The sequence below is a fragment of the Marivita sp. S0852 genome (assembly GCF_046591575.1).
GTDB lineage: Bacteria > Pseudomonadota > Alphaproteobacteria > Rhodobacterales > Rhodobacteraceae > Marivita.
Genome location: NZ_JBIQWA010000020.1, coordinates 1 through 23,035 on the forward strand (window position 1 = coordinate 1; position 23,035 = coordinate 23,035).

The 23,035-nt window shown below is 59.2% G+C and carries 21 protein-coding genes, 1 tRNA gene and 1 pseudogene; 14 read left to right on the forward strand and 9 right to left on the reverse strand.

The genetic code is table 11. The annotated features are described in order from the left end of the window. The coding region (locus ACG74X_RS20700) for a hypothetical protein (protein ID WP_411237224.1) at positions 1-388 on the reverse strand (388 nt) is incomplete at its 3' end. Positions 389-437: 49 nt separating this feature from the next. On the opposite strand from ACG74X_RS20700, the gene ACG74X_RS20705 reads away from it, so the two are divergent. Together ACG74X_RS20705 and ACG74X_RS20710 are read left to right on the forward strand one after the other, a co-directional pair. Continuing rightward, on the forward strand, positions 438-2,474 hold the full coding sequence (locus tag ACG74X_RS20705) for an ATP-dependent nuclease (RefSeq protein WP_411237243.1): 2,037 nt from the start codon (positions 438-440) through the stop codon (positions 2,472-2,474). Further along, positions 2,471-4,210 carry a UvrD-helicase domain-containing protein gene (locus ACG74X_RS20710; protein WP_411237225.1) on the forward strand — a complete coding sequence of 580 codons (1,740 nt, stop codon included), beginning with the start codon at positions 2,471-2,473 and terminating at the stop codon, positions 4,208-4,210. The genes ACG74X_RS20705 and ACG74X_RS20710 overlap by 4 nt, the downstream gene beginning before the upstream one ends. 154 nt (positions 4,211-4,364) lie before the next feature. Here ACG74X_RS20710 and ACG74X_RS20715 read toward each other — a convergent pair whose 3' ends face one another. From ACG74X_RS20715 to ACG74X_RS20735, 5 genes are all read right to left on the reverse strand, one after another. Then, positions 4,365-5,777, reverse strand: a complete 1,413-nt coding sequence (locus tag ACG74X_RS20715) for a TniQ family protein (RefSeq protein WP_411237226.1) — start codon at positions 5,775-5,777, stop codon at positions 4,365-4,367. A 283-nt stretch (positions 5,778-6,060) separates the two neighbouring features. Continuing rightward, positions 6,061-6,137 (reverse strand) — tRNA-Arg (locus ACG74X_RS20720). Between the two features lie 79 nt (positions 6,138-6,216). Next, positions 6,217-7,599: a sensor histidine kinase gene (locus ACG74X_RS20725; protein ID WP_411237227.1), complete on the reverse strand. Its 1,383-nt coding sequence runs from the start codon at positions 7,597-7,599 to the stop codon at positions 6,217-6,219. Between the two features lie 24 nt (positions 7,600-7,623). Beyond that, positions 7,624-9,042 carry a dihydrolipoyl dehydrogenase family protein gene (locus tag ACG74X_RS20730; RefSeq protein ID WP_411237228.1) on the reverse strand — a complete coding sequence of 473 codons (1,419 nt, stop codon included), beginning with the start codon at positions 9,040-9,042 and terminating at the stop codon, positions 7,624-7,626. Positions 9,043-9,044: 2 nt separating this feature from the next. Then, positions 9,045-9,779 carry a TVP38/TMEM64 family protein gene (locus ACG74X_RS20735; RefSeq protein ID WP_411237229.1) on the reverse strand — a complete coding sequence of 245 codons (735 nt, stop codon included), beginning with the start codon at positions 9,777-9,779 and terminating at the stop codon, positions 9,045-9,047. A 468-nt stretch (positions 9,780-10,247) separates the two neighbouring features. Here ACG74X_RS20735 and rpmH point away from each other — a divergent pair, with 468 nt between their 5' ends. Genes rpmH through yidD form a run of 3 tightly spaced genes read left to right on the forward strand, consistent with a single transcriptional unit; the run spans position 10,248 to position 11,038 of the window. Then, the gene (gene rpmH / locus ACG74X_RS20740) at positions 10,248-10,382 is read left to right on the forward strand and encodes a 50S ribosomal protein L34 (protein WP_072775959.1); all 135 of its coding nucleotides are present in this window, start codon (positions 10,248-10,250) and stop codon (positions 10,380-10,382) included. Positions 10,383-10,409: 27 nt separating this feature from the next. Then, the gene (gene rnpA / locus ACG74X_RS20745; RefSeq protein WP_411237230.1) at positions 10,410-10,820 is read left to right on the forward strand and encodes a ribonuclease P protein component; all 411 of its coding nucleotides are present in this window, start codon (positions 10,410-10,412) and stop codon (positions 10,818-10,820) included. Further along, complete coding sequence (gene yidD, locus ACG74X_RS20750; protein WP_411237231.1) at positions 10,817-11,038, forward strand: membrane protein insertion efficiency factor YidD; 222 nt, start codon at positions 10,817-10,819, stop codon at positions 11,036-11,038. The genes rnpA and yidD overlap by 4 nt, the downstream gene beginning before the upstream one ends. Before the next feature lie 19 nt (positions 11,039-11,057). Here yidD and argF read toward each other — a convergent pair whose 3' ends face one another. From argF to truA, 3 genes are all read right to left on the reverse strand, one after another. Continuing rightward, complete coding sequence (gene argF, locus ACG74X_RS20755; protein ID WP_411237232.1) at positions 11,058-11,984, reverse strand: ornithine carbamoyltransferase; 927 nt, start codon at positions 11,982-11,984, stop codon at positions 11,058-11,060. A gap of 9 nt (positions 11,985-11,993) precedes the next feature. Further along, on the reverse strand, positions 11,994-13,175 hold the full coding sequence (locus ACG74X_RS20760; RefSeq protein ID WP_411237233.1) for an aspartate aminotransferase family protein: 1,182 nt from the start codon (positions 13,173-13,175) through the stop codon (positions 11,994-11,996). A 226-nt stretch (positions 13,176-13,401) separates the two neighbouring features. After that, positions 13,402-14,172, reverse strand: coding sequence for a tRNA pseudouridine(38-40) synthase TruA (gene truA / locus ACG74X_RS20765; RefSeq protein WP_411237234.1), 771 nt, complete (start codon positions 14,170-14,172; stop codon positions 13,402-13,404). Between the two features lie 123 nt (positions 14,173-14,295). Between truA and ACG74X_RS20770 the strand changes: the two genes are divergently transcribed. The 9 genes and pseudogenes from ACG74X_RS20770 to ACG74X_RS20810 all read left to right on the forward strand — a co-directional run. Beyond that, positions 14,296-15,711, forward strand: a complete 1,416-nt coding sequence (locus tag ACG74X_RS20770; RefSeq protein WP_411237235.1) for a YcjX family protein — start codon at positions 14,296-14,298, stop codon at positions 15,709-15,711. After that, entirely contained in the window at positions 15,708-16,148 is a 441-nt protein-coding gene (locus tag ACG74X_RS20775; RefSeq protein ID WP_411237236.1) for a GNAT family N-acetyltransferase, read from the forward strand. Before ACG74X_RS20770 ends, ACG74X_RS20775 begins: the two co-directional genes overlap by 4 nt. Then, the gene (locus tag ACG74X_RS20780) at positions 16,145-17,152 is read left to right on the forward strand and encodes a YcjF family protein (RefSeq protein WP_411237237.1); all 1,008 of its coding nucleotides are present in this window, start codon (positions 16,145-16,147) and stop codon (positions 17,150-17,152) included. Before ACG74X_RS20775 ends, ACG74X_RS20780 begins: the two co-directional genes overlap by 4 nt. A gap of 98 nt (positions 17,153-17,250) precedes the next feature. Next, a complete protein-coding gene (locus ACG74X_RS20785) occupies positions 17,251-17,973 on the forward strand; it encodes a VIT1/CCC1 transporter family protein (RefSeq protein ID WP_411237238.1) in 723 nt (240 codons plus the stop codon). Positions 17,974-18,245: 272 nt separating this feature from the next. Beyond that, positions 18,246-21,236 (forward strand): isoleucine--tRNA ligase, encoded by a 2,991-nt coding sequence (ileS, locus tag ACG74X_RS20790; RefSeq protein WP_411237239.1) that lies wholly within the window; start codon positions 18,246-18,248, stop codon positions 21,234-21,236. After that, entirely contained in the window at positions 21,220-21,456 is a 237-nt protein-coding gene (locus ACG74X_RS20795) for a DUF3253 domain-containing protein (protein ID WP_411237240.1), read from the forward strand. Before ileS ends, ACG74X_RS20795 begins: the two co-directional genes overlap by 17 nt. A gap of 17 nt (positions 21,457-21,473) precedes the next feature. Further along, positions 21,474-21,911 carry a methylated-DNA--[protein]-cysteine S-methyltransferase gene (locus ACG74X_RS20800; protein ID WP_411237241.1) on the forward strand — a complete coding sequence of 146 codons (438 nt, stop codon included), beginning with the start codon at positions 21,474-21,476 and terminating at the stop codon, positions 21,909-21,911. Positions 21,912-22,259: 348 nt separating this feature from the next. Continuing rightward, on the forward strand, positions 22,260-22,883 hold the full coding sequence (locus ACG74X_RS20805; RefSeq protein ID WP_411237242.1) for a LysE family translocator: 624 nt from the start codon (positions 22,260-22,262) through the stop codon (positions 22,881-22,883). A 63-nt stretch (positions 22,884-22,946) separates the two neighbouring features. Then, positions 22,947-23,035, forward strand: a pseudogene (locus ACG74X_RS20810) (IS5/IS1182 family transposase); the annotation flags it as partial.

Here is a 23,035-nt window from a genome sequence, read left to right on the forward strand (position 1 = left end):
GGCCAAGATCTTTCCCGCACCGCAGCAAACGCGCAAAGCCTGACCAGAAAGGCGCTCGCGCTCTGTTCAGCGCATCACTTTCTGCGCTCGCAAACGTTAGTTTTTCCACAGAATCGGCGGGAAGCTGCCGTTTGCCGCGGATCGCATAAATGACTAAGATGCGCAGGAAGAGGACCTTGCCAAGCCATGTCCGTGAGCCGTACCAAATGGTAGGTTCGGTGGCCTTTGCTGTAATGCCTACATCTGGTAATGATAAATGCCCCAGCATTCGACAGTCGGAAGAACAACCATGAATTCCTCCGGCCAAAATCCACAATTCTTGACTATTTGCGGAAGACAAGTTTCCACTCGCATGAAGCTGGTAATTTCGGAGAGCACGTGTGCGCATTAAAAAAGTTCGGGTTCAAGGATTCCGCTTACTGCGTGACGTAGAGCTTATGCTCGAAGACACGGCGACGGTGGTAGTGGGTCGAAACAACAGCGGGAAGACGTCTCTCACTGACGTTTTTAGATGCTTTGGATCAGGCGGTTCATCTTTCAGGCTGCAAGATTTCTCGGCTGCGGGTCGCACCAAGTTTGCCGCTGCAAGGAAAGCCAGGCTGGCGGGGACAGCCCCTCAGGACGTGCTCGCCATGCTGCCAACGATTGCGATCACAATTACCATGAGCTACGACAAGGCAGCGCACGACATCGGTCCGATGTCGTCCTTTATGATCGACCTCGATGCCAATTCGGATATTGCCATCGCGCATTTTATCTACGCGCCTCGATTATCGGCCCTATCGAGCCTCTTGGATTTCGAGGCCGACGCCGAAGCCTTCGAACCGGAGGTTGAGTTCTATCGCCACATCAAGGAAATACTCGGATCCGCGTATGAAATCGAAGTGTGGGCACTCGATCCGACCACCCCGAGCAATCGACGTCGCCTGAATATGAACCATCTCAATGCGCTGATGAAGTGGGATCTGGTGCGGGCGCAAAGAACACTCGATCATTCTGGCCATGGCGACGCCGACGTCATAGGTAGCCTCTTAGGCAATCTCTACAAGACCGCCAAAGCCCCCACCGCCGCGGTGGCCGATCAGTTACTCGCCGCGCAGCTGAAGTCTTCGGTCGAGGGAATTGAACGCGGAGTCCAGGAGGATTTCGATGCAGTTCTAGCGGGCCTGCTGCCCGCGATGGACGTTCTCGGCTTTCCGGGGCCTAACGACACGACGTTGCGTCCAGAGACGGTCTTGAATGTCGAGGCCCTGCTCAACGATCACACAAAGGTCGTCTATGCCAGCAACGATGGGGTACATCTACCCGAGGGCTATAACGGACTTGGTACCCGCAATCTCATTTATATGCTGCTTCAGTTGCAGAGCTTTCACAAGGAATACAGGGCTCGGGAAACGCGGCCGAACACGCATCTAATTTTCATCGAAGAGCCCGAGGCTCACCTCCATCCGCAAATGCAGGAGGTTTTTATTGCCCAACTGCAAAAGGCTGTCGCCAAGTTATCTGAAGGATATCCCGATGAACCGGCGTGGAAGGTACAGTTCGTCATCACGACCCACTCGCCTCACGTCGCCAATGCTGCCACGTTTGAAGCGGTCCGCTACTTCCTCAACGCGGACCCGGTCGTCGCAGGCGCTCGAGAGACGAAGGTCAAGGACTTCAAAAAGGGCATGGCGACCATCCCGGACCCAGATAAGGACTTCCTGCACCAATACATGACGCTCACGAAATGCGACCTTTACTTCGCCGACAAGGCGATCATGGTGGAGGGAACGACGGAGCGCATTCTCGTGCCGAAATTATGCGACCTAGCGGACTTGAAGCTCCCGATTGAGCACAAACTAGCCCGGCAGTACGTGACTACAATGGAAGTGGGTGGTGCATACGCCCACCTGTTCTATCCCCTGATCGACTTTCTGGAACTCAAAACGCTCGTCATAACCGACATAGACTCCGTCATTGGCGTCGCGGCGAAGACGAAGACTGGAAAGGACACCACCAAGTACAAAAAGTGTCTTGTAGTGGATGGCGAACGCACCAGTAATTCGGCCATCAGGCATTGGTTCGACACGACTTCCAGCCCTAACCCACCCCACATCAAGCCTTTAGATCTGCTTGCCAAGACGGACGAGGAGAAAACTTCAGGGGTCCGCCGACTCGCGTATCAGATTCCGGAGGTGAAAGGGACAGACGTTTGTGCCCGTAGTTTCGAAGACGCCTTGGTACTAGCCAATCCCAAGCGTTTTGAACTCGAAGAAGATGAGAGCATGGCATCCGACGCATGGGAAATGGCCAAGGATATGGGGAAAGCGGATACCGCCCTGCAATTCGCTATCAGGGAAAAGGATTGGGTGGCGCCGCGTTACATCCGCGAAGGATTGGCCTGGCTGGCTGAGCCACCTCCACCGCCTTCCGAGCTGCCGCCGGTCCAACCGCCGGACACCGATAGCAAAGCTTCGGAAGCGGCGTCGTGACCAAATCAGTGGAAAATCCCGCCATCATCGCGGCGCAAGCGGCACAGGCTAAGGTCGACGCCTGCCTCGATGCAGGAAAGAGCTTCCGACTTGAGGCGGGCGCAGGCGCAGGCAAGACCTATTCACTTGTAGCCGCCCTCAAGAAGGTCATAGCCGAGCGGGGGCGTTCACTGGTTCAGGCCGGTCAACGCGTCGCGTGCATCACCTTTACCGAAGTCGCTCGTGACGAAATCGCCGTGGATATCGAAGATCATCCGGCAATCTTGGTGGAAACGATCCATGCATTCTCTTGGGGCTTCATGGCTTCGTTCCAATCCGCTTTGCGGTCTTTGCTGCCGGAGCTGGAAAGGCGATCGGCGGCGATCATTGAAGCCGGTGGTATTGGCGAGAGGGCTGTGGTCTACGATTTGGGGTTCTTCCGGATCGAAGAAGACCAGATATCGCTCGCGCATGACGATATCCCGGCGCTTATGGCCAAGCTGCTGTCATTGGAGAAGTTCAAGCGTCTTCTCACGCAGCAGTTTCCCGTACTGTTCATCGACGAATACCAGGACACGGATCGCGACTTCATGAATGCGATCGACGAACAATTTTTCAAGGGCGACGGTGGTCCGATGGTTGGGTTGTTCGGCGATCACTGGCAAACGATCTATCGGAGCGAATACGAGCTCGCTCATTACTCTGTCGAGGCTATCGATAAGGGATCGAATTTTCGCTCGGCGCAACCCATCGTCAATGTTTTGAACCGACTGCGATCCGAATTGCCACAGGTCGTTAGCGACCCTGATCTGCCGGGCGAGGCACGCTTTTTCCACGCTAACGCCTACAATGGGGAGAGGACCAACTCTCCCCATTCCAAGAACGACTTACCGCCTGAAATGGCGAAAGCGGCCAGGATCAACCTGATGGCGCGCCTAGAAGCTGAAGGTTGGGTGCCGGAGAAAACCAAGGTTTTGATGCTGACCCACAGTGTTCTTGCTGCTGAACAGGGCTATCCGGATATTGCAGAGGTCTTCAAGGGGCGAAACGATCAATTTGTCAAAAAGGAGGACCCAGTCGTCAAGTTGCTGACCGAGGTCGTCGAGCCGATGTGTGCTGCTTATTCAGACGGCGACTACGGGAAAATGTTCGATATTTTCGGGGCCGGTCCAGCTATTCGAAGCCACGCAGACAAACTCGCCTGGCGCGCCGATATGGACCATCTTCTCAAACTGAGAGGCGATGGCACTATCGGTAAGGTAATTGATCACCTCAAGCAGACGAGCCGTCCGGCTCTCTCGTCGCGGATCATCAAGAGAGAGGACGATCTTAAAGCGCTCCAAGGACAACCGATTCCCGAAGATATGGGGGCTCTGCAAAGGCATGCCAATCTGCGGGAAGTGCCCTATGTAGAAATCATCGAGGTCGCCAAGTTCGTCGAGGGCTTTACTCCATTCGCGACGCAGCACAGCGTCAAGGGTGCCCAGTTCGAGAACGTTCTGGTCGTCCTCGGAGGTGGATGGAACCATTACAATTGGCCTCAACTGCTTGAATTGCTGGAAACTAGAGGCCTAACAACAAAGAACACCAAAGCTTTCTATCGCTCCCGAAACCTGTTCTACGTGTCGATATCCCGGCCCATGAATCGCCTTGCCGTGCTCGCCACTCAGACCTTATCTGAAACCGCCTTGAAGGCCGTGACGCATCTGTTTGGGGTCGAAGGGGTGGAGGAACTCCCGCTTGAACAATTGGCCTAGCCTCTTGCTTGCTCAGGGAAGGCATGCCGCCGATCCGAAGTGGTGCTATTGGCAATTTCAGAAGGCGGCTGGAATGGCCGAAATGAGTGCGCGAAAGGGCGCGAAGCAGACTTTGGCTTTGAGGTAGTCGAGCAGCGGCTCAGGGCCGGAAACGTTATTCCTCGTTTGTTGCATAATTACTCACGTCCTCGCGCCAGTAGATCCGGCTCAAGTCAGGTGGCATCGCCAATAGTGCCACGTTGGCATTTCTAAGCTTCATCGAAAGCGCCCCCTGTGGACGCTGTGTAATCAAGGCGAGTTCACCCAAGGATATGAAGCTTGCTTGGAACTGCGCCACGCTATCAGTTGTGACGACAGTCGTGCCGCGACGATAGAGACCAGAAGCGTCCGAGCCACAGAGCATTCCGTGACGAACCAGATAACTAACAGTTTTGATTGTGACTCGTAGCTCCCGTGCGGCCTCACTGACGGAAACACGGCTGCCACCTTGCCGTTCGGCTTTGTCCGCAAGATCGTTAGGCCGACACTCTGTTCCTCGAAAGCACGTCTTCTCACGCTCATACGCGGCGAGCATTTGCTCGGTGACGAAGTTTAATGCAATGATATTACCATCCGCAACACGCTCTGCGAGACCACGGTAAATCAGATCCCTCGCATGATCCTTGGCAAACCCCTTGAGTAGCAGAGATTTCCGTGAGTTCAACGAAGCCATTCCATCCGAAGGCACCCCAAGAACCAGCACACCTTTTCTGACGGAGAAGTTGTCGAATACGTGCCGCCGCACCACGTCACGTAGCGGCTCGAACTCATCGCCGAGACTGCGACTTTTCAGCCATGCCATCCAAGGTCCAAAGAGCCGACCGAAGAACCTGCTATCCACCCCGTCCTCACGGGCCATCGCATCAAGGCAGTCAGAGAGCGCTGCGGAACCGTCTTTCAATATGTCGTAGCCCTGAGCGCCATACCTCATCCATTCGGTCTCGCTGTGTCCCTTCAGCGCAGCGTCTGGCCCCTTCGCAATGCGCAGGCCCAGCACTTCACATGCGCGGGACACCACATTGAGTTCCAGGCGATCAATCCATCGCTCACCCCGCTCGCTCAGGATGCGGTTAGTGAGATACAGCTCGAAAGCGCTGTGGTTCGCTTGTGTCACCGGCTGGTCCAGTATCCAGCCGTGATACTTCCGGAGCTGCGCGGCAAAGTCTTTGGCATCCTTGTAGAATTTCTGGGCGGGTAGGGACACGAGCATGCATCCGTGATCCGGGCAACTTCTAATCGACGAGAATTTCCAGTAGAGGCGACGAGGTAAGCGCCACGACTCAGCTGCGGATGGAACCTCAGACCTCGCACATTCTGGACAAACACGGACGCGGGCGCGCTGAAAGCTCTGAAGAGAGGCAAATTCATCGCGCAGACGAAAATGGCCCTTGCCAAGATGACGGATAGACACCCGCTCCAATGAGGCCGCATCGCAGCCTGCCAGTTGTGCCAGTTGCTCGATGGCGACCTTCTCGCCACGGAAGAGCGGATCGACGGGAAAAGCGATGTCGCCGCAGAACCGCCGCATGGAGCGGGCACCATTCCTGGCCGCGAGCCGCGACAGCAAGGAAGATGCCGGCTCGAACCCAGCATGAGCCACCGTCAATGGCAGAGGCGGAAAATCCGCTCCGGGGGTGGCAGGGAGGCTCTTGGCCAAATGGGGCTCCGCGATTTGATAAGTCCAGGACTGGCCTGACCTTATGATCGCAAGCCCAACCGAGCAACGTCACTTTACTATCGGAGTGATCCACCTTTTGGGTCAGTTATCTGTCACAAAAGTCGGTTTTGCTTGTCACCTAACATGGTTAAAGTGGCGGACCGAGGAGGATTCGAACCCCCGACCCCTTGATTCGTAGTCAAGTACTCTATCCAGCTGAGCTATCGGTCCACGAGGCGTGGGATAGACGCAGTGTCGAAGCGATGCAAGCGCAAATTCCAAGAAATCTGCCGACCGGTGGCGGATCGGTTTAACTTACGTCCCCCATGGGAAGCCGGACGCGAAACGCGGTGCCGGTTTCGTCGGTTTTTAACAAGCTCAACGTGCCGCCATGGCCACGTACAAGTTCCTCGGCGATGGCCAGCCCAAGACCCGAACCACCCTTGCGGGCCCCTCCGTGAAAAGGTTGAAACAGAAAATCCTGCGCTTTTTTCGGCAGGCCCGGCCCGGTATCTGTCACATCAATACACCAGGCGTCTTCGCTGGCATGGGCCGCGACATTGATCTCTCCGGGTTGCCCGGTGCCGATGATGGCTTGCCGGGCATTGCGCACCAGGTTCGACACGATCCGATACATCTGTTCGGGATCAGCCCGGATCATCAAGTTGCCGGGCACATCCTCGCTCAGGCTCAGGTCGAAATCGCCTATCGCCAGGCGCTCACTGTCAAGCACGTCAGACACCAGTTCCGCCAGATTGAACAGGGTCAGGGTCGGCGCGGGTTCTTCGGCCCGGCCAAACGCCAATGTGCTTTCGCATAAGGATACGGCGCGCGTGATGGAATTGACCAATTTCGGTGCCATGCGTTTGACCGTCGGGTCCTCGCTCATCTCGATCCGGTCGGTGAACAATTGCGCCGAGGTCAGGATATTGCGCAAGTCATGGCTCACCCGCGCCACGGCCCCCCCAAGCTGCGCCAACCGCTCCTTTTGCTTGAGCGCTTGGGTCAGCTGTGTCTGCAACAATTGCAACGCCTCCTCGGCCTCTCGGAGTTCTGTCACACTCGCCGACGGCTTGATCACCCGCCGCGCATCTTCGGGGGCCATCGCATAGCTTTGCATATGCCCGACAACCCCTTTGATCGGCTTTACCAACAACACGCGCACCGCAAGAAACAACAAACCGGCGGTCACGATAGAGATCATCGCAGACAGGATCAGAATACGGATGCCGTATTCTATGATCGCGTCGCGCAATTCGGTGGTTTCAAGCGTGATTTCAATCAACAGACCGCCATCCTGAAACGGGTTGCCAATCACCCGGATCATCTCTGGCTCCGGGGTCAACAGGCGCACCATCGCATCGCGGATCAGCGTCACAGCGGTGGCATCGCGCAGATCAAAGGTCGCGGCCACCTCGCCGGGCATCGGCGAAGATAGCACAAGCTGGCGCAATTCATCGCGTCGCAGAACCACGTTGAACACACCAGCATTTTGCAACAGCTCTTCTTCCAATGCGCTGTCGATCATGTCATCCGCCAACAACGCCAATGACGCAATCTGCGCCCGCTCCAGGCGATTCAGCAGGAAATCCTCGCGGTACCGGGCCACCGAAGGCACAAAGATCAGCACTTCGGCGATCATCACAAAAATGACCGTCAGGATCAGAAACCGACCGGAGAGTGAGTTAATCATGACCGCGCTCTCCGTATGTCCATGCTACGGAAGCCACTTCTGAACAAATCCCACCACCTTTTTCACCGCGCCACTTTCAAACAGCCGAGGTGAGAAATAGGCCCCCGCGGCGCGTTTGTTAAGCTCTCCGATGGTTGGGTAGGGGGCGACCATGCCAGCGACCTGTGACATTTTCATCTTGTTTGCGATGACCAATGCCCAAAGACTGATCAGCTCTCCGGCCTGCTCACCAACAATTGACGCACCCACGGGACGGCCTTTGACCACCATTACCTTGATCAGACCCCGGGTCTTGCGTTCCGCAATCGCCCGGTCGTTGTGGTTGAAATGGAACCGCACGACCTCAAGCTTGCCGCCATGTTCCGACGTCGCCTGCGCTTCGGTCAGACCGACATGCGCCAGTTCCGGTTGGGTGTAGGTCGCCCAGGGAATGTGGCGCGTTGTGGCTTTCGACGGCAGGCCGAACAGGATCGACCGGATGACGACACTGGCATGATAGCCCGCCACATGGGTGAATTGCAGGCCACCGGCAACATCCCCAATCGCATAGACCTTTTTGTTGGTGGTGCGCAGACTGTCATCTACGGTGATGCCCGCGCGATGCGTCTTGATCCCGGCGACATCAAGGCCCATCCCGTCAGTGTTGGCGCGGCGTCCCACTGCAACCAGGATATGCGTGCCTTTGAAGATGCGACCATCCTCCGCCTCAACCTCGATCGCGCCTGCGGTGCCGCGTACCTCCTTGGCCACTGCGTTTTCGGCAATCTCCACACCGTCGATGCGCAGGCTGTCCAACACGATGTCGGCCAATTCGGGATCATCCTTACCCAGCGCCGTCGCGCCCTCGATGACGGTCACGTTCGACCCCAATCGGCGATGCGCCTGCGCCATCTCCATCCCGATGGGACCACCCCCGATGATCAGCAGATGCTCGGGCTGCGCGCGCAACTCCCACAGGGTTTCATTGGTCAGATATGGGACAGACTCAAGACCCGCGATGGGCGGCACAAATGGCGAAGAGCCGGTCGCAATCACCACTCGGCGCGCGGTGATCAGATGATCACCCGCCTGCACCTGCGTCGGAGAGACAAAGACCCCGCGTTCCTGGATCACCCGCACGCCAAAGCCCTCGAACCGCGCGACACTGTCCATTGGCTCGATCTGCTGGATCACATCCGCAACATGATCCTTGGCCGCCCCGTAATCCACCGAGGGCGTCACATCGGCAATGCCATAGGGTGCGGCATGGGCCATGGAATAGGCCGTCTTGGCCGACGCGATCAGCGCTTTGGACGGCACACAACCGTAGTTCAGACAATCTCCACCCATTTTGTGCGCTTCAAGCAAGACCACGCTGGCCCCCATCTGGGCCGCCCCCGCAGCAACTGACAAACCGCCGGACCCCGCACCAATCACCAGAACATCTGTTTTGATCGTCTCCATGATCAAAGACCCTTCCTGCCGCGCACGGCTTTCAAAACCATGGGAAATGCGGCCAGCAGACACAGCCCAAGGATCGGCAACAGAATGTGCGGCTCAAAGATGATGCCCAGATCGGGCGTCTCGCCGCGTTCAAACACTTCGCCCAGACCGGCCCCGACAGACGTATACACAATCGCCCCCGGAATGATCCCGGCAAATGTCGACACGAAAAACCGATACAGCGGCACCCCCACAAGCGCCGGTACCAGATTGGCGACAAAAAACGGCACCGCAGGCACCAAACGGATCAGAAACAGCATCGACCACTGGTTTTCGTCAATACCGTCCTTGATCCTGCGCACCGCGCCGTCGCTGGCCTCCATCCGCGCGGCCAGCCGCTCGCCCAACCCATAGCGCGCCGCAAGAAAGATTACGGTTGCCCCCAATGTCGCGCCCATGACGTTGAACAACGCACCGGGAAACACGCCAAACAAAAACCCGCCGGTCAGCGTCGCAATGGTCGCCCCCGGAAGCGAGAAGCCGACAATCACGATATAGGCTGCAACAAACGCCAGCGCGGTCAACAGGAAATTCGCATCCCGAAATGCCGTCAGCACCTCGCGATTGGCAGCCAATGCGTCAAAACTCAGATAGTCCTTCAAGGTAACCGCGCCCAGAATGGCAATTGCGGCAATCGCGGCCATCGGCGCATACCGCTTCCAGCTTTGGGTGTCTGAATGTTGTGTCATATCTGTCATGTGTCTCACGGCCGGGGATTGGCCACCTTTTCCTATATCGTCTTGCGCGTACCCAAAACATGACCCTGCGCGCGGCTCGGCAACAGTCGCCTCACGGCTGCTTGATATGCAGTGACCGTTTGCGCAAAAATTCCGGTCTTCTCGGGCAAGACTGAAACAAACAGCGGCCAGACCGCAGGTTTTTGTTGCAGACTGTGTCAGGCGAACACGCCAGCGTGCGGATTTGTTTCAGGAAATCTGTGCCGGGGGGGCTCATGCAATCTCTGTTTCACAAATATCTCGGGGGACGGCGCAAAGCGCCGGGGGGCAGCGCCCCCAAAATCCGCAGCCACATTTATAAACGGAAAACCTGTAAAATCCCCCCATCCACCGTTTGACAACACACAGTCACCTGCCTATAGCAAGGGCTTCGAATAACCCCGGCGGACGAATCCGCGCCCCCGGACCGACAAGACGGAGTAGGACGCGATGAAACGCACCTTTCAACCTTCGAACCTCGTACGCAAGCGGCGTCATGGGTTCCGTTCGCGCATGGCCACCAAGGCCGGGCGCAAGATCCTGAACGCACGTCGTGCGCGCGGTCGCAAGTCGCTGAGCGCGTAACGCGTTTCACGACACTCAGGCATCGCTATGATCCCGCCGGAGGACTCCTTGGAGACGAGGGGAGCACCACCCCCGGCGGCATTTTCATGCCCAACGATTGTGACACTGCGCCACCGCGCCGATTTCCTGCGCGCCGCCCGCGCTCTGCGGCGCGGCACCACTGGCATGTTGGTACAGGCGCGCAATCGCGATGATGACGACCCAACAATCCGTGTTGGGTACACCTGTTCGAAAAAGATCGGCAACGCCGTTGCCCGGAACCGTGCCAAACGCCGGTTGCGCGCCGTTGCAGATGATGTGCTGCCGGATCATGCCAAACCGGGATTCGACTATGTTCTGGTCGGCCGCCCCGGAGTGACAATCGACCGACCCTTTGCAGCACTCCAAGACGATCTGCGCTACGCGTTGCGCAAATTGCACGCGGGCGGGCCGAAATGACCCCCCTTGCCTGGACCCTGTCATTACCGGTCAAAGCGTATCGGCTGATCTTTAGTCCCTGGGTCGGCCACAATTGCCGATACCACCCAACATGCTCGGCCTATGCGCTTGAAGCGCTGCAAAAACACGGCGGGATCAAAGGCGGCTGGCTTGCTGCCCGCCGCATTTTGCGATGCCACCCATGGGGCGGCACCGGTGTCGACAACGTGCCAGACTGACGGCACCGCAGATCCCGCGCTAAACCCCCAGACAATACCGCATGATCGCCTTTTGCACATGCAGCCGGTTTTCGGCTTCGTTAAAGATCACGGATTGCGGGCCATCCATAACCTCGGACGTCACCTCTTCGCCGCGATGCGCTGGCAGGCAATGCATGAACAGCGCGTTAGGATTGGCATGGCGCATTAGATCTTCGTTCACCTGATAGGGCCGCAGCATATTGTGCCGCCGCTCGCGCGCGGATTGCGCGTCATGCATGGACACCCATGTATCCGCAACAACCAGATCCGCGCCCTCCACCGCCTTTGCGGCATCGCGTTCGATCTGCACGGTCACACCGGCGTTACGGGCCAGACCCACAAACTCCATCTCGGGATCAAGCTGCACCGGTCCGGTAAAGGTGAAATCGAACCCGAACTGCGCCGCCGCATGCAAGAATGACGCACACACATTGTTGCCATCCCCGCACCACACCACTTTCTTGCCTTTGATCGGCCCGCGATGTTCCTCGTAGGTCATGACATCCGCCATGATCTGACAGGGATGGGTGCGGTCCGTCAGACCGTTGATCACTGGAACGCTGGCAAACTCGGCCATCTCTTCCAAAACGCTTTCATCAAAGGTCCGGATCATGATCAGATCGACATAGCGGCTCATCACGCGGGCCGTATCGGCGATGGTTTCTCCATGACCCAGCTGCATATCCGCTCCGGACAGAACCATGGTCTGCCCACCCATCTGCCGCACACCCATGTCAAACGACACGCGGGTGCGGGTCGAGGGCTTTTCAAAGATCAAGGCCACCATGCGCCCGTCCAGCGGCAGCGTGTCATCCGGCGTGCCCTTGGGCCTGCCAACACGTTTCGCCTTCATCGCGATGGCGCTGTCAATCACGCCGCGCAGGTCGCTGGCGTCGGTCTTATGAATGTCCAGAAAATGGTTCATATTTGCTCCTCACGCCATCGCTTCGGTCACGGCATCCGCCGCGAAATCAAGCCGGCTGATGGCCTCTGAAATCTCGTCTTCGGAAATATTGAGCGGCGGCAAAAGCCGCACAACGCCGTCCGCAGCCGGAACAGTGATCACGCCACACTCATAGCCCGCCGTCACCACGTCAATCGGGGCGGTCTTGCATTTCAACCCCATCATCAATCCAACGCCGCGCACAGTTTCAAACACCTCCGGATGCTCCGCCACCAGGCCTTCTAGCTTTTGACGCAAAAATCCCGCGCGGGCGTTCACGCCGTGCAGAAACGCGGGCTGAGCCACGATATCCATGACCGCACAGCCCACCGCACAGGCCAGAGGATTGCCACCATAGGTCGATCCGTGGGTGCCCGCCGTCATGCCAGACGCCGCCTCTTCGGTTGCCAGAACCGCACCCAGCGGAAAGCCCCCTCCGATGCCTTTGGCGACCATCATGATATCCGGGGCGACCCCGGCCCATTCATGCGCAAACAAGCGGCCAGTCCGCCCAACCCCGCACTGCACCTCGTCAAGGATCAGCAAGATGTCCTTTTCATCACACAGCGCCCGCAACCCCTTGAGGCACTGATCCGGCAATGGCCGTATGCCGCCCTCGCCCTGCACAGGCTCAATCAGGATCGCGCCGACCGTGTCGTCAATCGCCGCATCAAGCGCCTCGTGATCGCCCCAGGGCAGATGTTTGAAACCGGGCAAAAGCGGCCCAAACCCTTTGACCATCTTTTCCGATCCCGCCGCGGCAATGCCCGCAGAGGACCGCCCGTGAAAAGACCCGTCAAAGGTCAGGATCGTGGTCTTGTCCGGTTGGCCCGTGTCGTGCCAATGCTTCCGCGCCATCTTGACCGCCAGCTCACAGGATTCCGTGCCAGAATTCGTGAAAAACACCGTATCGGCAAATGTCGCGGCAACCAGCTTGTCAGCCAAGGCCTGTTGCTGCGGAATTTCGTACAGGTTCGACACATGCCACAGCTGTTCGGCCTGCGCCGTCAACGCATCGACCAACGCAGGATGCGCATGGCCCAGCGCATTCACCGCGATGCCCGCACCAAGATCAAGAAAGCGTCGCCCGTCCGCCTCGATCAGCCACGTGCCTTCGCCCTTCACAAAATGAAGCGGCGCGCGGGAATAAGTCGGCAAAACAGAGGGGATCATGGAAAACCTCATTTCAAGAAGCCCAAGCCGTGCCAAGCGGCGCGGGCCAAGTCAACGGAAAGGAATGGGAAAACAGGCAAAAGGTGACAGAACACCCACACGCGTGGGCGGCAAGGAAACACTTAGGTGGTTCGTCGGATCACTGTCATCTTGTCCATAACGGCCTCAATCAAACAAAATCGGCCCCAACGCAAGCCCATATCTGCCGAACCGTCCCCCGCGACACTCAGTCGGCAAACGGATCGTCCGGATATCCGACCCCCATCAGGTACAAACCATGCGGTGGCGACACAGGCCCACAGGCAGCACGATCACAGGCGTGCAGAGCACTCAGAACATCGTCCGGCTGCCACGCCCCGGCCCCGACGCGTTCCAGCGTTCCCACGAAACTGCGCACCTGATTGTGCAAAAACGACCGCGCCCGAAGCCTGAACTGGTATTCCGGCCCCCAATCCGTCTCCACCCTCTCGATCTGCAACGCGTCCAATGTCTTAACCGGCGACGCAGCTTGGCACATGGTGGACCGAAAGGTCGTGAAATCGTGCAAACCGATCAAATGTCGGGCCGACTCGCGCATCGGATCTAGCGCCAGAGCATGCTTGACCTGCCAGACCTGCCCTGCCTCAAGCGACATCGGCGCGCGACGTGTCACCAGCCGGAACAGATAGCGCCGCTCCACAGCCGAAAACCGCGCATGCCAGTCTTCAGAAACGGCAGCGGCATCCACAATGGCAACCGGCAGCGGCCGCAAATGGTGATTAAGCGCCTCGGACAACCGGAACGGGGCCCAGTCTTTTGCCAGATCGCAGTGACAGACCTGCCCGCGCGCATGAACCCCGGCATCCGTGCGCCCCGCCGCCGCAATGGTATGCGCGCCGGGTTCCAGTTTGGCCAAGGCCGCCTCAATAGCGCCTTGCACCGATGGCTGGTCTGCTTGCCGCTGCCAACCGGCAAACGGCGCTCCGTTATATTCCACTTTAAGCGCATATCTGGGCATGCGCCCCGCTTATCCTGACGCACTGCGCCAAACAATCCCCCTCACCGGCGGCGGTCCGGCACTGGTATGTCGGGGCCGTGACCTCTATCTCTGGGGTCAACACAGACAAACGAGGCCGCCGACTTGGTCATTTCCACTATCGCCGACACCGTGACACGCGGCATCGAGAACGTGACAGACACGGTTTCGGGAACCTTCTTTGAACCGGTGATCCGCCTGGGCGTCACAGGCCTTGCGCGGTCCGGCAAAACCGTTTTCATCACGTCTCTTGTCGCCAATCTGATGGATCGCGGCCGGATGCCCGGGTTGTTGGCCCAGAACGAAGGCCGCATCCTGTCGGCCTATCTGCAGCCACAACCCGATGACACCCTGCCCCGCTTCGATTTTGAATCGCATCTGGGCGATCTAACCGCCCAAGACCCGCGCTGGCCCGACAGCACCCGCAGTATCAGCGAACTGCGCATTTCCATGAAAATCCGCCCGACCGGCCTTTTGTCGGGGCTTCAGGGGCCAAGAACCGTGCATCTGGATATTGTGGATTATCCCGGCGAATGGCTTCTTGATCTGGGCCTTCTGGAAAAAACCTACCCGCAATGGGCCGCCGAAACGCTGGCCCGCATGGACCAGCGCAACAGCGCGCAAGACTATCTTGCACTGGCCCGCACCGTTGACGGCAGCGCCGATCTGGACGAGCCCCGCGCACAGGCACTTGCCGCCAGCTTCACCCGCTATCTGACGCAGGCACGGCGTGACGGGTTTTCCGATTGCACGCCGGGGCGGTTCTTGTTGCCCGGCGACCTGGCAGGCAGTCCGGTTCTCACCTTCGCCCCCCTGCCCGCTGTAACAACACCGCCGCGCAAATCGCTCTGGCGTGAAATGGAGCGGCGCTTCGAGGCGTATAAATCGCAAGTCGTCAAACCTTTCTTTCGCGGTCACTTTGCCAGGATCGACCGTCAGATCGTGCTGGTGGATGCCTTGGGTGCGATTCACGCAGGCCCCAAAGCCGTTGAAGACATGCGCCAGGCTATGACCGACATTCTGAGCGCATTCCGCCCCGGACGAAACGCGTTTTTGTCGCAATTGCTGCGCGGCAAGCGGGTCGAGAAGATCCTGTTTGCCGCAACCAAATCCGATCACCTTCACCACACCCAGCACCCCCGCCTGACCGCGATCATGCAGGCCCTGACTCGCGACGCCCGCGATCGTGCGCAATTCGCCGGTGCCGAAACCCGCGCCATGGCGATCGCAAGCCTGCGCGCCACGGTCGAAGAAACGCGGACGCATAATGGCACCGATCTGGATTGCGTGCGCGGGCGGCTTCTTGACAGCGGCAAACAGGCCGCGTTTTACCCCGGCGAATTGCCCCTGGACCCGTCACACCTGCTTGGCCCGGCCCGCGACGGAGCCGAGAAATGGCTCGATCAGGATTATCAGATCATGCGCTTCGCCCCGGCAAGGCTCAGCCCGAAACCCGGCGAAGGCCCGCCCCACATCCGGCTGGACCGCGCCGCACACTTCCTGATCGGAGACCGGCTGTGACCCGTCTGCGCGCCGCAACATCCCTGGACGCCGGCCCGATCGGCCACATCCTGTCCGGCTGGATCGACGAAACACCCTGGATGCCCCGCATCCATACACGGGCCCAGGACATCGCCCATGCCGGACTTTTGGTGGATCGCGGCTGGGTGACGGTGTCCGAAAACACCTCAATCACCGGCTTTCTGGCACGGGACGCGGACACCATTCATGCGCTCTACATCGCACCCGACGCCCGCAATAGCGGCGTTGGCTCTGCCCTGCTGCAAGACGCAATGAGCCGCGCCCCTGCACTGACCCTGTGGACATTTCAGGACAACACAGGCGCACAACGCTTCTACCAAAGACACGGCTTTGTCGAAGTCGAGCGCAGCGACGGCACCACCAACGACGAAGGCCTGCCCGATATCCGCTACCACTGGAAAAGGACCGCGCCATGAGCACCCCCAAAGGCCCCGTTCTTTTTGACCTCGACGAGACCGCACCGGCCCCAACCCCCGCCGACGCGCCCCCGGTGCCGGACATGATCGAACCCGCGACCCAGGGCCAGGCTATGACAACCATTGCCGCGCTCGCCGCGCGTCCCGTGTCGCGGCTGGCACGATGGTTCTGGACCCTCTTGCTTGCGCTCGTCACCACCATCGCCTCGGTTGCGGCGTGGAATTTTGTGACCAGCCTGGTCAGCCAGAACCTGTATCTCGGCTATGCGGTGGCGGCGCTGTTTGCCCTCTTCATAAGCGTCGTTCTGATGATCGTGATCAAGGAACTGTCTGCCTTTGCCCGGCTTGGACGCATTGATCGCATCCAGCACGACGCCGAGACAGCATTGGCCGGCGAAGACCTCAAGGCGGCGCGGGCGGTCGTCAAAGACCTGACCGATCTCTACAAACATCGCGACGACACGCGCTGGGGGCGCGACCGGCTACAAGACAGGCAGGCCGACATGTTCGACGCCTCCGCGTTGATCGCTTTGGCCAATCACGAAGTGCTGACCCCATTGGACAAAGCCGCCCAGCGCGAGGTCGAGGCCGCCGCGCGTCAGGTCGCAACCGTGACCGCTTTGGTGCCCCTGGCGCTGGCCGATGTGGTCGCCGCCCTGGGGTCCAACATCCGCATGATCCGCCGGATCGCCGAAATCTATGGCGGGCGCTCCGGCACCTTGGGCAGTTGGCGTCTGACACGCGCGGTGCTGTCGCATCTGGTGGCCACCGGTGCCGTGGCTGTGGGTGATGATCTGCTCGAACCCATTCTGGGCGGATCAATCCTGAGCAAACTGTCACGCCGCTTTGGCGAAGGTCTGGTCAACGGCGCACTGACCGCGCGTGTCGGTGTCGCCGCAATGGAAGTCTGTCGCCCGCTGCCCTTTTCCAAAGGCAAACGACCCTCGGTCCGATCCGTGATCAAAGCCGCGCTCAGCGGGCTGGTCAGCAGCAAAGCGTCTTGAGGCCCCCCACCGTCTTACCTTGCGTCACCGGCTCCTTTTTCAGCCCAGATTGATCTGGGTTAAAGCAATGGCAACGGACCCAAGCCAAACTAGACCTTATGCAGACTCAAGCCAGCGAACACGGACATTCGCAAGCCGAAATCGAAGCCCGCATTGGTCAGCCCGCTGGCCGCGGCTATCTCCGAGACATCGTTTACGGTGGGATCGACGGGTCGGTCACAACCTTTGCAATTGTGGCGGGTGTCGCCGGGGCGGGCCTGTCAACTTGGGTTATTATTGCGCTCGGCATCGCCAATGTGCTGGCCGATGGCTTTTCGATGGCCGCCGGGAATTACTCCGGCACCAAGGCCGAACTCGACGACGCCAAACGCCTGCGCCGCATCGAAGAACGCCATATCAAAAACGACCCCGAAGGCGAACGCCGCGAACTGCGCGAAATCCTGCGCCTCAAAGGCCTGTCCGGAGAACCGCTTGAAAGCGCGGTGGGCCAGATCAGCCAGAACCACGAACAATGGGTGCAATTGATGCTGGAAGGCGAATATGGCCTGGCCGGTGTTGATCCACACCCGGTCAAAGCGGCCTGGGCCACGTTTATGGCCTTCCTCATCGCTGGCATGATTCCGTTGCTGCCCTTCCTGTTCGGCCTGCAAAACGCGTTTCAACTGTCCACCATCATGACGCTGCTCACCTTTTTTGCCATCGGGGCCTACAAGGCGAAATGGTCACTCAGCCCGTGGTGGCGCTCTGGTCTGGAAACCCTCGCCATCGGCGGCACCGCTGCTCTGATCGCCTATTTCGTCGGCACGCTTTTTGACATCTGACATTGGCGTCTGATGGCCCTCTTCTTTTCAAAAATATGCCGGGGGTTTGGGGGCTGGCCCCCAATTGGTCCCCGCGCGCAGCGATAAGAAACACCGTCTAGACGCCGCGCAACCCGCCCCCTATAACCGCGCCCATGAGACACACCCCTGCGATCATTATCCGAATTACGTGCCCGGCGCTCTGACGACACGAGCCGCCGGGACAAGGCGTATGCCCATCGCGCCGACCCCTCACATCCTGACATTTGATCCGCATTCCAAGGACGCAAACCATGTGCGCCGACACAACAGACACACCTGACTACAAAGACACGCTGAACCTGCCGAAAACCGATTTCCCGATGCGGGCGGGTTTGCCCAAGCGTGAACCCGACTGGCTGGCCAAATGGGAAAAGATCGGCATCTACGACCGCCTGCGCGAGAAGGCTGCCCTCGCCCGGGAGGGCGAAAATGGTCAAGCACGCAAGCCGTTTACCCTTCACGATGGCCCGCCCTACGCCAATGGTCACCTGCATATCGGCCACGCCCTGAACAAGATCCTCAAGGATATGGTGGTCCGGTCCCAGCAAATGATGGGCTTTGATGCGCGCTACATCCCCGGCTGGGACTGTCACGGCCTGCCCATCGAGTGGAAGATCGAGGAAAAGTACCGCTCCAAGGGCAAGAACAAGGACGACGTGGATGTTGTCGAGTTCCGTCAGGAATGCCGCGAATTCGCGGAAGGCTGGATCGACATCCAGCGGGATGAGTTCAAGCGTCTGGGCATCACCGGGACGTGGGACAGACCTTACTTAACGATGGATTACCGCGCCGAGCGCATCATCGCCGAGGAATTCCAGAAGTTCCTGATGAACGGCACGCTCTATCAGGGATCAAAGCCCGTGATGTGGTCTCCGGTCGAAAAGACCGCGCTGGCCGAGGCCGAGATCGAATACCACGACCACAAGTCCCACACGATCTGGGTGCCGTTCAAGGTGGTGGAGCCGCTGATCGACGATGGCGGCGATTTCCCGCATGCCGACCAACGACTTGTCACTGCCGATCTGGCCAGCGCGAAAGTCGTCATCTGGACCACGACCCCCTGGACGATCCCGTCCAACAAGGCCGTCGCCTACGGTACGGATATCACGTACGGTTTGTACGAAGTCACAGGCCGACCCGACGAATGCTGGGCACAGGTCGGCGACAGCTATTTGCTGGCCGACACTTTGGCCGAAGACGTGCTGGCAAAAGCCCGGCTTGAGCCGTCCATGTACCGCCGCGTGCGCGACGTGTCGGCGGACGAACTGGGGGCTTTGACGCTGGCCCACCCTTTGCGCGGAGCAGACGGGGCAGACGGATTCTGGGATTACGATGTGCCCATGATCGACGGCGATCACGTCACCGACGATGCGGGCACCGGCTTTGTCCACACCGCCCCCAGCCACGGTCAGGAAGACTACGACGCCTTCGTCGCGCGCGGCTGGATGGACCGGATGACGCACAACGTGGGCGAGGAATCCGAGTTCCTGCCACACGTCCCGTTCTTCGCGGGCCTGCGCGTCCTCGACCACAAGGGCAAGGAAGGCAAGGCCAACACCGCCGTGATCGACAAGCTGGTCGAGATGGGCGGCCTGCTCGCCCGTGGTCGCATGACACACAGCTACCCGCACTCGTGGCGCTCCAAGGCCCCGGTCATCTACCGCAACACGCCGCAATGGTTTGCAGCCATCGACAAGGAGGTCGGCGACGGTCAGGACACCTACGGCAAGACGATCCGCGACCGGGCGCTGACAAGCATTGACCAGCTGGTCAAATGGACGCCGCAAACCGGCCGCAACCGCCTCTATTCCATGATCGAAGCCCGCCCCGACTGGGTGCTGTCCCGCCAACGCGCGTGGGGTGTGCCGCTGACCTGCTTTGTCAAGAAAGGCGCACTGCCCACCGACGACGACTTCCTGTTGCGCGACGAAACGGTGAACAAACGAGTGTTGGAAGCGTTCGAGGCGGAAGGCGCGGATGCCTGGTACAAGCCCGGCGCGAAAGAGCGGTTCCTGGGCAACGATTACAACCCGGACGACTGGGAACAGGTGTTCGACATTCTGGATGTGTGGTTCGATTCAGGCTCAACGCACGCTTTCGTCTTGCGCGACCGTGAGGACGGGTCCGAGGATGGCCTCGCCGATCTCTACCTCGAAGGCACCGACCAGCACCGGGGCTGGTTCCATTCGTCCATGCTGCAATCCTGCGGCACCCAGGGCCGCGCGCCCTATCGCGGGGTGCTGACCCACGGGTTCACGCTGGATGAGAAGGGCAACAAGATGTCCAAATCGTTGGGCAACACCGTCGCACCTGAGGATGTGACCAAGCAATACGGCGCGGACATCCTGCGCCTTTGGGTCGCGCAGGCCGATTACACCGCTGACCTGCGCATCGGGCCGGAGATCCTGAAAGGCGTCGCCGACAGCTATCGCCGCCTGCGCAACACGATGCGGTTCATGCTGGGCGCGTTGAGCCATTTCGAGGAAAGCGACCGGGTCGCGCCTGCCGACATGCCGGAACTCGAACGCTACATCCTGCACCGTCTGGCTGAGTTGGATGAGGTCGTGCGTGACGGCTACACCGCCTACGATTTCCAGGGCGTGTTCCAGCAGTTGTTCAACTTCTGCACCGTGGAATTGTCGGCCTTCTACTTCGACATCCGCAAAGACGCGCTGTATTGCGACGGCGACACAGAGCGCCGCCGCGCCGCGCGGACGGTGATGGACCTTCTGTTCCACCGCCTGACCACGTGGCTCGCCCCTGTGCTGGTGTTCACAATGGAAGACGTCTGGCTCGACCGTTTCCCGGGTGAGGACTCGTCCATCCACTTGCAGGACATCCCCGAAACGCCTGCCGATTGGAAAGACGCCGCACTCGCTGCGAAATGGTCGAAGGTCCGCCGCGCCCGCCGCGCGGTGACAGCTGCTTTGGAAGTGCAGCGGACGGACAAGGTGATCGGTGCCTCGCTTGAGGCGGCACCAGTGGTGCATATCGACGATAGCGCGACGCTGGAGGCACTGAAATCCGTCAATTTCGACGACATCTGCATCACTTCGGCGATCAGCCTCACCGGCGACCCTGCCCCGGCCGAAGCGTTCCGTTTGCCGGAAGTCGATGGCGTGGGTGTGGTGTTTGAAAAAGCCGAGGGCGAGAAATGCCAGCGCTGCTGGAAGATCCTGCCGGACGTGGGCCAGCATCAGCACCCGGGCGTCTGCGGGCGCTGCAATGACGCCCTCGGATAAAGAGATCGCGGATGTGCTTCTTGACCTCGCGCATCAGCGTGGGGTCGGGAAGACCTTTTGCCCCTCCGAAGCGGCGCGGCGGTTGGCCGACGACTGGCGGCCCCTCATGCCAGAAGTGCGGCGCGTGGCGAAGGATGTTTCGCTGCGGGCGACGCAGAAGGGCGAGGCGGTTGATCCCGTGACCGCGAACGGTCCGATCCGGTTGGGATTGTCCAAGTGAGCCAGTTCGAGCGGTCAATGGCGTCCCCCCTGGGTGATCTGACCGTTCTTGCCGGGACCAGTGGCATCACCGCACTTGAATGGCGCAAAGGGCGGATGGACGACACCCCTGCCCTGCAAAGGGCTTTGGAACAGCTTGAAGCATATTTCGCAGGCGATCTGACCGATTTTACCGTCCCAATCCGGCTGCGCTGTTCGGAGTTTCAGCAGACCGTTTGTGCGGCCATGACAGCGATCCCGTTTGGCGAGACGCGGACCTATGGCGATCTGGCCGCGCAGCTTGGGGTTCCGGCGCAGGCGATTGGACAAGCCTGTGGGGGCAATCCGCTACCGATCATTATTCCATGTCACCGGGTGCTTGGGGCCAATAGTCTCGGGGGCTATTCTGGCGATGGGGGCGTTGAAACCAAGGTGGCCTTGCTGCGCCATGAAAGAGCAGCGGGTCTTTTGATTTGACAGCTGCGGAGCGTGCGAGCACGCACCCTACGGGTTTTCGGTTTGGGCTCCGCGCGGTCTCCCCTCAAACGGTCCACCGGACAGTTTGTTTGCCTATGGCAAAACCGGCTAGGACTGTTTCGCGCGCGAAACAAAGGGTCCGATCCGGACCTAAATTTGCAAACCCGGTTAACAGCGCGTTAGGCTTTGCAAACCATTAAGAGACGTTAACACTTTCACCCTTCGACTGTTTGAAGCCCAAAGCCATCGAGGCAGCCCCGTGCATGAGCGGTGGCTTGTGACGTCTCGACAGCGTCAGGGGCGGGTGCCAAAATGACATTTGATAGATGAAAAGAACGGAGCGATCTGATGGACCCGGTGCTTCTTTTGGCCTTTTTGACAACGACGCTTGTATTTCTTGCAGTGCCCGGCCCTTCGGTGGCATTTGCAACAGCACAAGCGCTACGTCACGGGCCAAGGGCGGCATTCGTGGCCGTGGCAGGTGACGCGCTTGGCACGATGGTGCATGTGACCGTTGCAGTCGTTGGCCTTACAGCATTGGTCGCGCTATCGGAAATCATCCTGCCCTTTCTTCAAATTCTGGGCGGGCTTTTCATTCTTTGGATGGCCTGGGCCGCATTCAAGAATATCGGGACCCAATCGCATTATGCGGCAGCACCTTCAGACAAAACAACTTTCTGGGCCGGTTTTTTCGCCTGTGTGACCAATCCCAAAGCAATTGTGTTCTTTGTTGCGCTTTTTCCGGCGTTCATTTCACCAGACCACAACGTCTTCCTGCAAGGTGTTGTGTATGGAAGTATTTTTCTCCTGCTGGATGCATGCTCGATCTTAACCTATGCCCTCCTGACGACCGCTGCCGTCAAAAAGACTACATCACGTTGGCTCAGCGCTGATCTTCTAAGCGGACTGGGACTGACGGGTGTGGGCATCGCCATGGTGATCAAAGGCTATCGCTCTATCCCGTCAAGTTAGGGTCAGGATGCGTTGATTTTCAACGCGTTGCGTGTTTCACGGCTCGGAAAACGGAGCGGTAACATGAGCGACCTTTTCTGGCTGACCGATGAGCAGATGGCCAAGCTGTCTCCTTTCTTCCCGAAGTCGCACGGCAAGCCGCGGGTCGATGA

Bases quoted from the DNA above. Each gene is read 5' to 3' on its own strand.
- ACG74X_RS20705 (WP_411237243.1), top strand. From the start codon at position 438: ATGCTCGAAGACACGGCGACGGTGGTAGTGGGTCGAAACAACAGCGGG.
- ACG74X_RS20715 (WP_411237226.1), bottom strand. From the start codon at position 5,777: ATGCGGCGGTTCTGCGGCGACATCGCTTTTCCCGTCGATCCGCTCTTC.
- ACG74X_RS20725 (WP_411237227.1), bottom strand. From the start codon at position 7,599: ATGATTAACTCACTCTCCGGTCGGTTTCTGATCCTGACGGTCATTTTT.
- ACG74X_RS20730 (WP_411237228.1), bottom strand. From the start codon at position 9,042: ATGGAGACGATCAAAACAGATGTTCTGGTGATTGGTGCGGGGTCCGGC.
- ACG74X_RS20735 (WP_411237229.1), bottom strand. From the start codon at position 9,779: ATGACAGATATGACACAACATTCAGACACCCAAAGCTGGAAGCGGTAT.
- rpmH (WP_072775959.1), top strand. From the start codon at position 10,248: ATGAAACGCACCTTTCAACCTTCGAACCTCGTACGCAAGCGGCGTCAT.
- rnpA (WP_411237230.1), top strand. From the start codon at position 10,410: ATGATCCCGCCGGAGGACTCCTTGGAGACGAGGGGAGCACCACCCCCG.
- yidD (WP_411237231.1), top strand. From the start codon at position 10,817: ATGACCCCCCTTGCCTGGACCCTGTCATTACCGGTCAAAGCGTATCGG.
- argF (WP_411237232.1), bottom strand. From the start codon at position 11,984: ATGAACCATTTTCTGGACATTCATAAGACCGACGCCAGCGACCTGCGC.
- ACG74X_RS20760 (WP_411237233.1), bottom strand. From the start codon at position 13,175: ATGATCCCCTCTGTTTTGCCGACTTATTCCCGCGCGCCGCTTCATTTT.
- truA (WP_411237234.1), bottom strand. From the start codon at position 14,172: ATGCCCAGATATGCGCTTAAAGTGGAATATAACGGAGCGCCGTTTGCC.
- ACG74X_RS20780 (WP_411237237.1), top strand. From the start codon at position 16,145: ATGAGCACCCCCAAAGGCCCCGTTCTTTTTGACCTCGACGAGACCGCA.
- ACG74X_RS20785 (WP_411237238.1), top strand. From the start codon at position 17,251: ATGCAGACTCAAGCCAGCGAACACGGACATTCGCAAGCCGAAATCGAA.
- ileS (WP_411237239.1), top strand. From the start codon at position 18,246: ATGTGCGCCGACACAACAGACACACCTGACTACAAAGACACGCTGAAC.
- ACG74X_RS20795 (WP_411237240.1), top strand. From the start codon at position 21,220: ATGACGCCCTCGGATAAAGAGATCGCGGATGTGCTTCTTGACCTCGCG.
- ACG74X_RS20800 (WP_411237241.1), top strand. From the start codon at position 21,474: ATGGCGTCCCCCCTGGGTGATCTGACCGTTCTTGCCGGGACCAGTGGC.
- ACG74X_RS20805 (WP_411237242.1), top strand. From the start codon at position 22,260: ATGGACCCGGTGCTTCTTTTGGCCTTTTTGACAACGACGCTTGTATTT.